The 14,750-nt window shown below is 32.4% G+C and carries 12 protein-coding genes; all 12 read left to right on the top strand.

Features of this window, described 5'->3' with window-relative positions:
- Nucleotides 1-616 precede the first annotated feature (616 nt).
- Entirely contained in the window at nucleotides 617-2,563 is a 1,947-nt protein-coding gene (gene thrS, locus BMY33_RS23030; protein WP_091412906.1) for a threonine--tRNA ligase, read from the top strand.
- 77 nt (nucleotides 2,564-2,640) lie between these two features.
- Nucleotides 2,641-3,156, top strand: coding sequence for a translation initiation factor IF-3 (gene infC / locus BMY33_RS23025; protein WP_280139552.1), 516 nt, complete (start codon nucleotides 2,641-2,643; stop codon nucleotides 3,154-3,156).
- A 56-nt stretch (nucleotides 3,157-3,212) separates the two neighbouring features.
- The gene (gene rpmI / locus BMY33_RS23020) at nucleotides 3,213-3,410 is read left to right on the top strand and encodes a 50S ribosomal protein L35 (protein WP_027394180.1); all 198 of its coding nucleotides are present in this window, start codon (nucleotides 3,213-3,215) and stop codon (nucleotides 3,408-3,410) included.
- A 138-nt stretch (nucleotides 3,411-3,548) separates the two neighbouring features.
- On the top strand, nucleotides 3,549-3,893 hold the full coding sequence (gene rplT, locus BMY33_RS23015) for a 50S ribosomal protein L20 (RefSeq protein WP_027394179.1): 345 nt from the start codon (nucleotides 3,549-3,551) through the stop codon (nucleotides 3,891-3,893).
- Between the two features lie 259 nt (nucleotides 3,894-4,152).
- On the top strand, nucleotides 4,153-4,962 hold the full coding sequence (locus tag BMY33_RS23010; RefSeq protein WP_091412914.1) for a TrmH family RNA methyltransferase: 810 nt from the start codon (nucleotides 4,153-4,155) through the stop codon (nucleotides 4,960-4,962).
- A gap of 59 nt (nucleotides 4,963-5,021) precedes the next feature.
- On the top strand, nucleotides 5,022-6,254 hold the full coding sequence (locus tag BMY33_RS23005) for a M48 family metallopeptidase (RefSeq protein ID WP_091412903.1): 1,233 nt from the start codon (nucleotides 5,022-5,024) through the stop codon (nucleotides 6,252-6,254).
- A gap of 139 nt (nucleotides 6,255-6,393) precedes the next feature.
- Nucleotides 6,394-8,601 carry a RelA/SpoT family protein gene (locus BMY33_RS23000; RefSeq protein ID WP_091412901.1) on the top strand — a complete coding sequence of 736 codons (2,208 nt, stop codon included), beginning with the start codon at nucleotides 6,394-6,396 and terminating at the stop codon, nucleotides 8,599-8,601.
- 82 nt (nucleotides 8,602-8,683) lie between these two features.
- Entirely contained in the window at nucleotides 8,684-9,151 is a 468-nt protein-coding gene (locus BMY33_RS22995; RefSeq protein WP_091412900.1) for a Fur family transcriptional regulator, read from the top strand.
- Nucleotides 9,151-10,422, top strand: a complete 1,272-nt coding sequence (locus tag BMY33_RS22990) for an adenylosuccinate synthase (protein ID WP_091412898.1) — start codon at nucleotides 9,151-9,153, stop codon at nucleotides 10,420-10,422. Before BMY33_RS22995 ends, BMY33_RS22990 begins: the two co-directional genes overlap by 1 nt.
- A 270-nt stretch (nucleotides 10,423-10,692) precedes the next feature.
- Nucleotides 10,693-11,082 carry a hypothetical protein gene (locus BMY33_RS22985; protein ID WP_091412896.1) on the top strand — a complete coding sequence of 130 codons (390 nt, stop codon included), beginning with the start codon at nucleotides 10,693-10,695 and terminating at the stop codon, nucleotides 11,080-11,082.
- 162 nt (nucleotides 11,083-11,244) lie between these two features.
- Nucleotides 11,245-12,270 (top strand): transporter family protein, encoded by a 1,026-nt coding sequence (locus BMY33_RS22980; protein ID WP_091412894.1) that lies wholly within the window; start codon nucleotides 11,245-11,247, stop codon nucleotides 12,268-12,270.
- A gap of 71 nt (nucleotides 12,271-12,341) precedes the next feature.
- Nucleotides 12,342-14,672 (top strand): TonB-dependent receptor, encoded by a 2,331-nt coding sequence (locus BMY33_RS22975; RefSeq protein WP_091412892.1) that lies wholly within the window; start codon nucleotides 12,342-12,344, stop codon nucleotides 14,670-14,672.
- The last annotated feature ends 78 nt before the right edge of the window (nucleotides 14,673-14,750 follow it).

Below are 14,750 nucleotides of genomic sequence, written 5' to 3'. Positions count from 1 at the left end.
ATATATCAATGAACTTTTTTAACTAACCGAAAACAATCTTCATTGCCAGTCGTTAATCGTAAATTACCAAGGAATCGAACCCCAAAAATGAACCTAATCACCCTACTCCAGTATAACTTTTATTCTTATGAACTTCGCTTGTTTCTCAAAGCGGGTGCAAATATACAACCACTTTTTAATTCCACAAAACTTTTTTGAAAAAAAATTAAAGTTTTTTTTAGAACCTAAATCAAATTAAAACAAAACAATAAAGCCCCGTAAAACCTAACCTAACAAACAAAATCAATCTCAATGAACTAACAAAACAATATCCCGTTTTGCGGGTGCAAACATACAACCCTTTTTCTAATCAACAACAACTTTTTTGAAGAAAATTTTAATCTTTTTATAACAACCTCTAAACATTACGTTTACACTAACAAAAAAATTGAAAAACAATACCTAAAACAAAGAACCTACTGTCCTTATTATTATACCACATAATTACAGCAAAAAAATAACAACAAAAAATACCCCGAATAAATCAACGTATATTAATATTTTAATAAATGTACTCCTTAATTATTGTGAGGATTTTATTATCGTATTATCTTTGCCGCTTAATAATTTAAGAATAATGATCAAGATTACGTTACCAGATGGTTCGGTTAGAGAATTCAGTGAAAGTATCACTGTTATGGATGTTGCAAAAGACATAAGTGAAGGATTTGCGCGAAATGTTATTTCAGCAAAATTCAACAATACTATTGTAGAGACATCAACGGAATTAACCACCGATGGAAATTTGGTTTTATTCACCTGGAGAGATAATGAAGGTAAACAAGCTTTTAGACACTCTACTTCTCACGTTCTCGCGCAAGCTTTAGAAGAGTTATATCCGGGAGTGAAATTATCTATTGGACCCGCTATAGATAATGGGTTTTATTATGATGTAGATTTAGGGGATCAAACTATCTCTGAAAAAGACTTCCAAGCAATTGAAGGTAAAATGCTAGAAATTGCTAGAGGAAAACACGAATTTAAAATGAGATCAGTTTCTAAATCTGATGCTCTAGCTAAATATAAAAAAGAAGGTAACGAATACAAATTAGAGCTAATAGAAAATCTTGAAGATGGAACTATTACATTTTGTGATCATGATACTTTTACTGATTTATGTCGAGGAGGACATATTCCTAACACTGGACTGATTAAGGCTGTTAAAATAATGAGTGTTGCAGGGGCATATTGGAGAGGAGATGAAAAAAACAAACAACTTACACGAGTTTACGGAACCTCTTTCCCAAAGCAAAAAGAGCTTAAAGAATATCTTGAGTTATTAGAGGAAGCTAAAAAACGAGATCATAGAAAGTTAGGAAAAGAACTAGGGTTCTTTACTTTTTCTCAAAAAGTAGGTCAAGGCTTACCTTTATGGCTACCTAAAGGTGCTGCTTTACGTGAGCGCTTAGAAAATTTCTTAAAAAAAGCTCAGAAAAAAGCAGGCTATGAAATGGTTGTTACTCCACATATTGGACAAAAGGAACTTTATGTTACATCTGGTCATTATGCAAAATATGGAGAGGATAGTTTTCAGCCAATCAATACCCCTGCCGAAGGAGAAGAATTTCTATTAAAACCTATGAACTGTCCTCATCATTGTGAGATCTATAACAGTGCTCCGTGGTCTTATAGGGATTTACCTATACGTTATGCGGAGTTTGGTACTGTATATAGATACGAACAAAGTGGAGAACTTCATGGTCTTACGAGAGTAAGAGGCTTTACCCAAGATGATGCTCATATTTTCTGTACTCCTGATCAATTAGATGAAGAGTTTAAAAAAGTAATAGATCTTGTACTATACGTTTTTGGGTCTTTGGGCTTTGAAAACTTTACAGCACAAGTATCATTAAGAGATCCTGACAATCCTGAAAAGTACATTGGAGATGTTGAAAACTGGGAAAAAGCAGAAAATGCAATTATAAGTGCAGCAAAAGATAAAGGTCTTGACTATGTTATTGAAACTGGTGAAGCTGCTTTTTATGGTCCAAAGTTAGACTTTATGGTAAAAGATGCTTTAGGTAGAAGTTGGCAATTAGGTACAATCCAAGTTGATTATAATTTACCTGAGCGTTTTGATCTTGAATATAAAGGTAGTGATAACGAAATGCACAGACCAATAATGATCCATAGAGCACCATTTGGTAGTATGGAAAGATTTATAGCTATTTTACTAGAACATACGGCAGGTAACTTCCCTTTATGGTTAATGCCTGAACAAGTTATTGTCCTATCAATCAGTGAGAAATATGAAAAATACGCTGAAAAAGTTTTAAATTTGTTAGAAAATAACGAAATTCGCGCCCTTGCTGACCATAGAAACGAAACTATGGGTAAGAAAATTAGAGAGGCAGAAATGAAAAAAATTCCTTACATTGTTATCGTAGGGGAACAAGAAGAAAAAAATAATACGATATCTGTTAGAAAACACGGTGGAGAAGATATTGGAGCAATTAATATTGATGAGTTCACCGATATAATTACTAAAGAAATAAATAGAACGTTAAAACCATTTAACGGATAACTAAAATAATTAAGTTTAATTTAAATTTTTAAGTCATAGCAATAAGAAGAAGAAGGTCTCAAAAACCACTAAGAGTAATCAAAGAAGATGCTCACAGAATCAATCATAAAATTAGGGTTGATGAAGTACGTCTTGTAGGCGATAATGTAGAAGTTGGCGTATATCCGACTAAAAAAGCACTGGCACTTGCTGAAGAGCAAGAGTTAGATCTTGTGGAAATTTCTCCAAAAGCGGTACCTCCTGTTTGTAAAATAATGGACTATAAAAAGTTCTTATATGAGCAGAAGAAAAGAGACAAGGCTCTTAAAACCAAAGCAACAAAAGTTACCATAAAGGAAATTAGATTTGGACCAAACACTGATGAACACGATTATGAGTTTAAGAAAAAACACGCTATCAAGTTCTTAAGTGAAGGAGCTAAGCTAAAAGCTTACGTTTTCTTTAAAGGTCGTTCTATAATCTATAAAGATCAAGGTCAAATCTTACTATTAAGACTTGCACAGGAATTAGAAGATTATGGTAAAGTAGAGCAAATGCCTAAATTGGAAGGTAAGAGAATGATTATGTTCATTGCTCCAAAAAAAACAAAATAAAAGCCTTTAAAAGCTTTAAAGATAATAAGTGAGATTATTATAAAAACAAGGATACAATGCCTAAAATGAAAACAAAATCCAGTGCTAAAAAGCGTTTTAAGCTTACAGGTACCGGTAAAATCAAAAGAAAGCACGCTTTTAAGAGTCATATTTTGACAAAAAAATCTAAAAAGCGTAAGCTAGCTTTAACGCACTCTACATTAGTGCACAAAAGCGATGAAAATAGTATTAAAGAACAATTACGTTTAAAGTAATCGTTTTTTAGTCAGGTTAGAATTATTATAAACCCAGGAGTTGGGCCTTTTAAATTTGAGATTAAATATTTAAATCTCGAATTGTAACAAGACAAAGAGTCAATTTATTGACCGCCTACTACTAAAAAATTTAAAATTATGCCAAGATCAGTAAATTCTGTTGCAAAAAGAGCTAGAAGAAAAAGAGTTCTTAAGCAAGCAAAAGGTTACTTCGGACGTCGTAAAAACGTTTGGACAGTAGCAAAAAATGCAGTTGATAAAGCAATGTCATATGCTTATAGAGACCGCAGAAACAAAAAAAGAACTTTCCGTGCTTTATGGATAACTCGTATTAATGCGGGTGCACGTATACACGGTATGTCTTATTCTCAATTTATGGGGAAAGTAAAAGCTAATAATATCGAATTGAATCGTAAGGTTCTTGCTGATTTAGCTATGAACAACCCAGAAGCTTTTAAAGCAATTGTAGAAAAAGTAAAGTAATTTTTAAATAAAATATTTTCTCACTTATAGTAAAAACCTCATCATTATGATGGGGTTTTTTCATTTCTAAAAAATAGTCATCTTGTAAAAGATCTAACGAAAAGTAATTTTAGTAAGAGTTATACTTTAACAACACAAAATAGTCAATATCTCCTACCCTATACATTACTATAAAAACCAACAAAATCTTTTCACCTAATTTATGTTCTTTAGACACGAATATAAATTTTTTCACACTGGTCTTAGTATATTTGCGTCTATGCATAAACAGATTACAAGCAACCAAAATCCAAAAATAAAATTCTTAAACCAACTTAAGGAAAAGTCAAGAATTCGTAGAAAAGAAAACTGTTTTTTCGTTGAAGGAAGACGAGAAACTTCCCTTTCTATTGCTGGAGGATATCAAATAAAACAAATATATTACTGTTCATCAATTATTTCATACGAAGAAGTTTTAGTAATCCTAGGAAACGCCGTTAATACTATTGATTTATTTGAAATCACCATAGAAATTTATCAGAAACTTTCTCATCGATCTACGACAGAAGGTATTATCGCGATCATACAATCTAAAGAAACACTACTGAAAAACCTAAACCTTAAAACAAAAAACCCTTTGATTTTGGTTGCAGAATCCCCTGAAAAACCAGGGAATATTGGTGCAATACTTCGTACCGCAGATGCAGCAAAAGCAGATGCTGTCCTAATTGCTAATCCAAAAACAGACATCTACAACCCTAATATCATCAGATCAAGTGTTGGATGTGTATTTACTAATAATATCGCAACTGGATCCACTTCGGATATTATCTCTTTTCTTACTAGTAAAGGTATCAATATATATGGAGCAGCATTACAGTCTTCAGAAAATTATTATACCCAAGATTATACTAAACCTACTGCAATTGTCGTTGGTACAGAAGATAAGGGCTTAACTGATGAGTGGTTAAATAATACAACAAAAAATATTAAAATCCCCATGAGTGGTGTTATAGATTCGATGAATGTCTCAGTAGCTGCAGGAATACTAATTTTTGAAGCAAAACGACAGCGTGATTTTGTTGTTTGATACTTAAAAAATCATTAACTTACTAAACCTACAAATCCCAAAGCTACAAACCTATACAAATGACGTCAAACACGCTCTTTTACCTATTGATTGCTATTATTGTAATAGTTTTTCTAATAGATTCTTTGCTGGATATTCTAAATGCCAGGCACTACAACAACAACATACCTGATGAACTTTCTGATGTATACCCAGAAGATGAATATCAAAAATCAATAGCTTACAAAAAAGCCAATTACAAGTTCAAACTTGTTTCTTCCCTCATTTCCTTATGTATTATGCTACTATTCTTTTTTTTAGATGGTTTTGCATGGGTAGATGGTATTGCAAGAAGTTTTTCGGACAATCCTATTATTGTGGGACTTCTATTTTTTGGGATTATAATGATTAGCAGTGATATCCTATCAACACCTGCAGCATATTATAAAACCTTCATTATAGAAGAGCAATTTGGATTTAATAAAACCACAATTAAGACTTTTTTTATTGATAAAATAAAAGGATTTGTTATGATGATCATAGTAGGTGGTAGTCTTTTAGCACTGATTATGTGGTTTTATGAAATCACAGGAAAATACTTTTGGGTTTATGCTTGGGCTTTGATTTCTGTTTTCACCTTAGCTATGAATATGTTTTATGCCAAATTAATAGTCCCATTATTTAACAAACAAACACCATTAGAACCCGGAGAATTAAGAGATACAATTCAGGAATATTCTAATAATGTTGGATTTCAATTAAAAGATATTTTTGTGATTGATGGATCTAAAAGAAGTACAAAAGCAAATGCTTACTTTTCTGGCTTAGGAAGCGAAAAAAGAATTACACTATACGATACATTAATTAAAGATTTGAATAAAGAAGAAATTGTAGCAGTTTTGGCACATGAAGTTGGGCATTACAAAAAAATGCATGTCATTATGAACCTGCTTTTATCAATTTTACTTACTGGAGTAACTTTATGGTTTTTATCACTATTTATTGCAAACCCACTTCTTTCGGAAGCATTAGGTGTTGGAATTCCTTCTTTTCATATTGGACTGGTAGCTTTTGGGATTCTGTACAGCCCAATATCTGAAATTACTGGGCTTATCATGAATGTAGTTTCTAGAGCATTCGAATACCAAGCTGATGACTATGCAAAAAACTCTTATGACGGTGAAGCTTTGATAAATAGTTTGAAAAAATTATCAAAAAATAACTTGAGTAATCTTACTCCTCATCCTGCTATGGTATTTATACATTACTCACATCCCACTCTTTTACAAAGGATTAAAAATATACGGAAATAAATGAATTAATATAGGCTTGGTGGTTACAATTCTTAATTGTATTTTTAGCTATTACTCGATGTTTAAAATTATTTTTTTTTGACCATTAGGAAAACACACAATCACATTAAAGAAAGGCTTTCAAAGAAAACTTTATAGTATGACCGAAGCCGCTATAGAACAGGAAAACAAACAAATTGCAAAGCAATACAAAGAATTGCTTCGTATTAGTTATAGAGATCTTAGTAAAGAAGACAAAAAACTAATACGGCAGGCGTTTGATATCGCTGTAGATGCTCATAAAGACCAAAGACGTAAAAGTGGAGAGGCCTATATCTTCCACCCTATTGCTGTAGCTAAAATAGTAGCAAGCGAAATAGGATTGGATGCAACTTCTATAGCCGCTGCATTACTTCATGACGTCGTTGAGGATACAGAATATACTTTAGTAGACATTGAACAAATGTTTGGTGAAACTGTTGCTCGTATTGTGGATGGGCTAACAAAAATATCTTCCCTAAAAAAAGATAAAGACATTTCTCTGCAAGCTGAAAATTTCAGAAAAATGTTACTAACTCTAAATGATGATGTTAGGGTAATAATTATCAAAATAGCTGATCGACTGCATAATATGCAAACGATGGATGCTATGCGTCCCGATAAACAAGTAAAAATAGCATCAGAGACTTTATATATCTATGCTCCATTAGCACATCGAATAGGTCTTTATAACATAAAAACTGAATTAGAAGATTTAGGTTTAAAATATACCGAACCAGAAGTATATAGGGACGTTCTAGAAAAAATTAAAGAAAGTAAGGAAGAACAAGATGCTTATATAAAACGTTTTTCGGACAAAATTAAAGAAGGGCTTGATAAAGAAGGGTTAGATTATGAAATCAAAGGACGTCCGAAATCTATTTTTTCCATCAGAAGAAAAATCCTAAAACAGAATATTTCTTTTGATGAAGTTTATGATAAGTTCGCTATACGTATCATCTATAAAGCGGATGATGTAGAAAACGAAAAATTCATTGCCTGGAAAATATATACAATAGTTACTGATTACTATAGACCAAACCCAATAAGACTCAGAGATTGGATTTCTCAACCAAAATCTACAGGATATGAAGCATTACACATCACCGTAATTGGTCCTGATAGCAGATGGGTAGAAGTACAAATACGTAGTGAGCGTATGCACGAAATTGCAGAAAAAGGATATGCCGCTCATTACAAATACAAAAATACTGAGGACAAACAAGATCAAGGCTTGGATGGCTGGCTAAATAGATTACAAGAAGCATTAGAAAACTCTGAAGCCAATGCAGTAGATTTTGTAGAAGAATTCAAACTTAATCTGTATGCCAAAGAAATCTTTGTCTTTACTCCTGAAGGAGATTTAAAATCGTTACCGAAGGGAGCAACGGCGCTAGATTTTGGTTTTAGTGTGCACACCGAAGTTGGACTTAGAACTAGAGGAGCTAGAGTCAATAATAAATTGGTTCCTTTGAGTCACGAGCTTAAGAATGGGGATCAAGTAGAAATTATTACTTCTGCAAAATCAAAACCTTCTTCTAACTGGTTAGATTATGCAACCACCGCTAGAGCGAGATCAAAAATAAAATCTGCATTACGTGACGAAAAGAAACAGATTGCAGAGGAAGGAAAAGTTGTACTTAAACGTAAGTTGCGTTCCCAAAAAATAACAATGGGAGAAAAAGTAATTAATGAACTAGTACTCTATTTTAAACTTAAAACTAGTCAGGATCTTTTCTACCGAGTTGGTATAGGTACCATAGACAATCAAAAGATCAAAGAATTTGCTACTACTCGTAGTAATGTATTTATGAATTTTATTAAAAATAAAATTCGTCGAGGAAATGCAAAAGATGTAAACAAAGATGAAATTACATCTAAATATGATCTTCTAGTTTTTGGTAAAGACTCTGAAAAATTAGAGTATAAATTATCCAATTGTTGTAACCCGATAGCTGGAGACAATGTTTTTGGTTTTATTACGGTAAATGAAGGTATTAAAATCCATAAAAAGGATTATCCGAACGCTTTACAGCTGCAGAGTAATTATGCATATCGCATTATACAAGCGAAGTGGATAGACTCTAGTCAAGAAGTATTTAAAGCAGTTATTAAGCTAAATGGAATTGATAATATTGGTGTAGTGAACGAAGTAACTCAGATCATATCCAACAATATGCATTTGGCTATATACAATATGAATTTTGATACTAACGATGGTGTATTTACTGGTAAAATTACTGTAGGAGTTAAAAATAAAAACACTTTAAAAACGGTTATTCAGAATCTATCCAAGGTTAATGGAATTGACAAAGTCATACGAGAATAAATCATTCTATTTTTCTGAATAAGTATTTATAAATTGGTCTCTAACTAATAAAAAATAATGTAAATTTGCTTTTTCAAACATTATGAGTACCAAAACAACTACGCAAAACGATCAAAACATCGTTAAAAATGTGTTTACTAGTTTTCTAGAAGAAAATGGTCATAGAAAAACACCGGAGCGCTACGCTATACTTCAGGAAATTTATGAAAGTGAAGAGCATTTTGATATAGAATCACTTTACATCAAAATGAAAAACAAAAACTATCGTGTTAGTAGGGCAACACTCTATAATACAATAGAGCTTTTACTAGATTGTAAACTTGTTCGTAAACATCAATTTGGTCAAAGTCAAGCACAATATGAAAAATCATATTTCGACAGGCAACATGATCACCTTATACTAACTGATAGTGGTGAAGTCCTGGAGTTTTGTGATCCAAGAATACAATCCATAAAAAAAACAATCGAAGAAATTTTTGATGTAGATATTACAAATCATTCACTGTATTTCTACGGAACCAAAAAGAAACCCACTAATCAAGAAAACTAATGGCGGTAAACTTATTACTTGGTCTTCAATGGGGAGACGAAGGTAAAGGAAAAATTGTAGACGTTCTTACAAAAAATTATGATATAATTGCTAGATTTCAAGGAGGGCCTAATGCAGGACATACATTGGAATTTGATGGTATCAAACATGTATTACATACTATACCAAGTGGAATTTTTCACGATAAGGCAATCAATTTAGTAGGTAATGGTGTAGTAATTGATCCAGTAATATTTAAAAAAGAATTAGATAACCTTGCTAAATTTGATTTGGACTATAAATCAAAACTAGTTATATCAAGAAAAGCACACTTAATATTACCAACACATAGAATTCTTGATGCTGCATCTGAAGCTTCTAAGGGTAAAGCAAAAATTGGTTCTACCCTAAAAGGAATTGGCCCAACTTACATGGATAAGACAGGTAGAAATGGTATTCGTGTTGGTGATCTAGAACTTAGTGATTGGAAAGAACGCTATAGAAATCTTGCCAATAAGCATGAAGCAATGATCGATTTCTATGATGCGAAAATCGAATATGATTTAGAAGAACTGGAAAATGAGTTTTTTGCAGCTATAGAAACTTTAAAATCCTTAACCTTTATTGATAGCGAAGAATATCTTTATCAAGCACAAAAAGAAGGTAAGAAAATATTGGCTGAAGGAGCTCAAGGATCTTTATTAGATATAGATTTTGGAACATATCCTTTTGTAACATCTTCTAACACTACTGCTGCAGGAGCATGTACTGGATTAGGAGTTGCACCCAATAAAATCAAAGAAGTTTTTGGGATTTTTAAGGCATATACAACACGTGTAGGAAGTGGACCATTCCCAACAGAATTGTTTGATGACGATGGAGAAACTATGGGACGTGTAGGTAATGAATTTGGAGCAACTACAGGAAGAGAACGTAGATGCGGATGGTTAGATTTAGTTGCCCTAAAATATGCTGTTCATGTTAATGGAGTTACTCAATTAATGATGATGAAAGGTGATGTATTAAGTGGTTTCAAAACACTTAAGGTATGTACTGCATATAATTACAAAGGAAAGACGATCACTCACCTACCCTATAATATTGAGCCAGAAAATGTAACTCCGGTTTATACAGAAATGAAAGGTTGGTCAGAAGATCTTACAAAAATGTCTAACAAATCAGAGTTTCCTAAAGAGCTAAACGAATATATTGAGTTCCTAGAAAAAGAATTAGAAACACCAATTACTATTGTTTCTGTAGGACCAGATAGAACTCAAACAATTCATAGATAATTATAACTAAATTATCACAAAATATATTCCTCAAGCGGTAAAATGCTTGAGGGATTTTTATTTCATAAAGCCAAAAGCTCACTTCGAATACAAGCGGTTTGTTTATTAACCTCCTAAATTTTCTATTCCGGAATATGGTTGATTAATTATAATTCAAAACCTTTTTTAGCTATATATATATTAACTATACTTTTAGTAAGTTTTAAGAGTAGATCTTATATTACTTTTAAGAAGAATAGTATATTTGCAGCGAATTTGAAAAACCCTTAATTGAGAGTCTTTTTTTCTATATTAATATTCATTGCTTTTGCTTTAAGACCAGCAATAGAAATAAGTAATGTACTCTACTATCAGTTAAATATTGACACCATTGTAGAAAAATATTGTGTTAATAAAGAAAGGCCAAAATTAAACTGTAACGGTAAATGTTATCTAATGACTCAAATGAAGATGAGTAAGACGACTTCTGATACTCAAAACAGTTCTTTAACGGTTATTGTAGAAGCTTTTATTCCTCTCTTTTTTGAAGACAATATAATTCAAATCAAAAACATCTCTCAATTCTATTTTGAGGATAATTCTAATTGGAAACCAATTCACTTACACACTAAAAATGTTTCCAATAATATTGATCGCCCACCAGAAGTTTCTTTCTCTTAATCACTTAAGTAGTGATCTTTTTTTTAGTGAAATCGGCCAAGAATTATTCTAGGTTGATCAACTCTATATATTATTTATTTAAAGTTGTTTTAATCAAGTTACAATATCTGTATGTGATAATTTCTTGAATAAACAGCTATACAACTACAAATCATTTATCAAATGAAAAAATATATCTATGTCATTATTATAATGACAGCACAATTTATATCTGGGCAAGAAGAAAGCAAAGAAAATAAATGGTCAGGATCAAGACCTGATGGACACGCTCCTATATCCGTAATGGGAGATCACACACACGGAAAAGGTGAATTCATGTTTAGCTATCGCTACATGTATATGAATATGGAAGACCTTAACAGAGGCAGTGAAAATGTAGATTTCTCTGATGCGTTACGCCCTAATGATGTATATATGGTTACGCCTACAAGTATGCCAATGAATATGCATATGTTAGGAATGATGTATGCGCCAAGTGATAAAATAACCTTGATAGCAATGGTAAATTATCTATCCCAAGAAATGGATCATCTTACTGCTATGAATGGAGTATTTACTACAGAATCTTCTGGGTTTGGTGACACAAAGATTGCAGCATTATATAAATTCTTTAACAAAAACAAACAACAATTACACGGTCAAATAGGAATATCTATACCTACCGGTAGTATTGGCGAAAAAGATGTAACTCCAGCTTCTACTCCAAACGAAGTGATACTACCATATCCAATGCAAATTGGTAGTGGAACTTGGGATACCGAAATTGCGCTAACCTATCTAAAGCAATGGAATATTCTTTCTTTTGGTACACAAGCAAGAACTACACTTAGAGTTGGTGAGAACGATAATGAATATCGTCTAGGAAACAAATATAGTTTAAACAATTGGCTAGCCATAACTGCAACCGATTGGTTAAGTTTTTCCGGAAGATTCGAATTTGGAGCTATTGATAAAATAAGCGGAATTAATCCAGATCTAAATCCAATGATGGTAATTACAGCAGATACTGCTAATTCTGGAATGACTTATGCAAATGCAGGTTTAGGTTTTAATTTATATGCCTTTAAAGGAAGTCTTAAAAATCTTCGTCTTGGTTTTGAAGCTGCTATTCCATTATTTCAGAATATGAATGGTGTACAATTAAGAAATAAAGAAACCATTACGTTAGGTCTACAATACGCTTTATAAATACTTACTTAATAATTAATAAACTAGGTAATCATCTATTGAATGATGATCCTACCTATACATTACATATAATGAAAAACATACTAATGTTAGCTATATTCCTTGTTTACGGAATTAATAGCTACGCACAATCTTTTCAAGGAAAAGTTGTAGATAATTCTAATAATCCATTACCAGGAGCAACAATAATAGCATCTAATACTACTACAAATGGAGTAATGAGCGATATAAATGGGAGCTTTACAATAACACTTCAAAATTCAAATCAAGTTACCATTAGCTTTGTAGGATATACGACTAAAGAAGTTTCTCTTACTAGTGGTGTTAATATTATCCGTTTATCTCTTGATAATGTTGCTTTAGAAGAAGTTTTTGTGACTTCGGCGAGTAGAGAAATTCAAAAACGTTCTGATGTTCCTGGATCTATCGCTACCATATCCGCAAAAACTATAGAAGAAACAAAAGCTTTTGGTATCGATCAATTGGTGAATCAAGTCCCTGGAGTTTTTATGTCTACTTCTAGAGCAGCCAGTAATGAACAGCATTTTATGGCCGTTCGATCACCTATTTCTACGAAAGCATTGTTTTTATATCTGGAAGATGGATTGCAAATACGACCTACTTCTGTATTTAATCATAATGCATTATTAGAAATGAATGATGTTTCTTATGATCGTATAGAAGTACTTAAAGGACCTGCATCTAGTATTTACGGTAGTGAATCTATTGGTGGTAGTTTTAATTTTATAACCAAGAAACCAACAGAAAACCTTAGCGGTAGCTTAGGGTTCCAGACGAATGACATTGGATTGACGCGTTATGAGTTAGAAGTTTCTGACAGAACTAGTGATAAATTTGGGTTCTATTTAGGGGGACATTATGTACAACGAAAAAATGGTCCTATAGAACATAGTGACTATGAAAAACTAGCTGTTACATTTAAGACGGTATATGATTTTTCTGCAACCACAAAATGGACAACAGTTCTAGACATTGTAGATTACAGGTCAGATATGACTGGCTCTTTAAGTGAGTCCGATTATTTTGGAGGAAATTTCGAAAGTGATCAAACTTTTACTGAACGAGAAGCTCTAGCATTTAGACTAAGAACTACATTAGACAAATTCTGGAATGATCGTAACAAAACCTCTTTTAATTTTGTTTTCAGGGATAATACGATGGATCAAAATCCATCCTATAGAGTACGTCAATTTAGAGACCAAGGTCAGTTAACTGGATTTGGTTCTGGAGAAATAAACTCTAATCAATTCAAAAGTTTTGTAGGTTTAATACAGCATAAACTAGATTTTAACTTTGCTAATTCTTTTTTAATACTAGGGGCCACAGGTGATTTTTCTCCACAAAAATATGTAGCAGAAACAACCAGTGTTATTGTGGACACAGAAACTGGAAGGAATACAGACTTTACTCTCAACTCAGGAGATTTTATATTAAATTACGAAGCAGATATTTTTAATTACGCAGGATTTCTGCAATATGAAATATCACCTATAGCACCTCTAAAAGTAACCGCTGCAATTCGCTACGATGGATTCGAATATGATTATAACAATCAGGCAGATGGTATTGTAGGTGTAGAAGATACCGTAGATAATTTTAACAATCTTACTCCTAAACTGGGGATCAACTATAACCTTTCGAACCAAACGGGTATCTATGCTAATTATTCTCAAGGGTTTACCCCTCCACAAGTTTCTACTCTATATAGAAACCGTAATCAGGTACAAGGAATAAAACCTAGTAGATATAATAATTATGAAATTGGAGCATATTATACGATTCCGTCAAAACTTACTTTAGATGCTGCAATATATGTTTTAGAAGGAAAAAACACACTCATTACACTTCGTGATGAAGATGACAATTTCTTTAATACCAATGCGGGTAAAACTAGATCTTATGGAATAGAATACGGCATTACTTATAAAATTCTTAAAGAATTATCCATTTCGCACAATGGTAGCTATGCGAAGCATGAATATATAGACTTTTTTGATTCAGGTGTAGATTATTCTGACACAGAAAGAGAAACTGCTCCTAGCCTATTAGGTACTTCTGCCATTACTTATCGTAAGGATTTTGGAAATATTGGCTTTAGCATAACAGGAGAACATGAACTGGTAGGGAGTTATAATACCAGCTTTGAGAATCAGGTAGAAAACGATGATGGTTCTTTTAGTACAGCTACTTATGATGGTCATAATGTTTTTAATCTTAGAGCATCATTAAACTATAAAGGAATTGATATATGGGGACATGCTTTAAATGTTTTTGATGAATTATATGCCGCAAGAGCCTCATATAATGTGTTTAGAAGCGAAAATAGTTTCACCATAGGAAACCCAAGAGCTTTTCATCTTGGAGTTCGATATAATTTTTAAAACCAAAAGTTTTTAAAATATAGTTATGATCTACTGTCATAGTAAATATGTGTTTAAAAGAGTCGACATCTCTACAAT

Origin of the sequence: Aquimarina amphilecti (genome assembly GCF_900109375.1) — a bacterium.
GTDB lineage: Bacteria > Bacteroidota > Bacteroidia > Flavobacteriales > Flavobacteriaceae > Aquimarina > Aquimarina amphilecti.
This window is presented reverse-complemented; position numbering and strand designations above follow the sequence as displayed.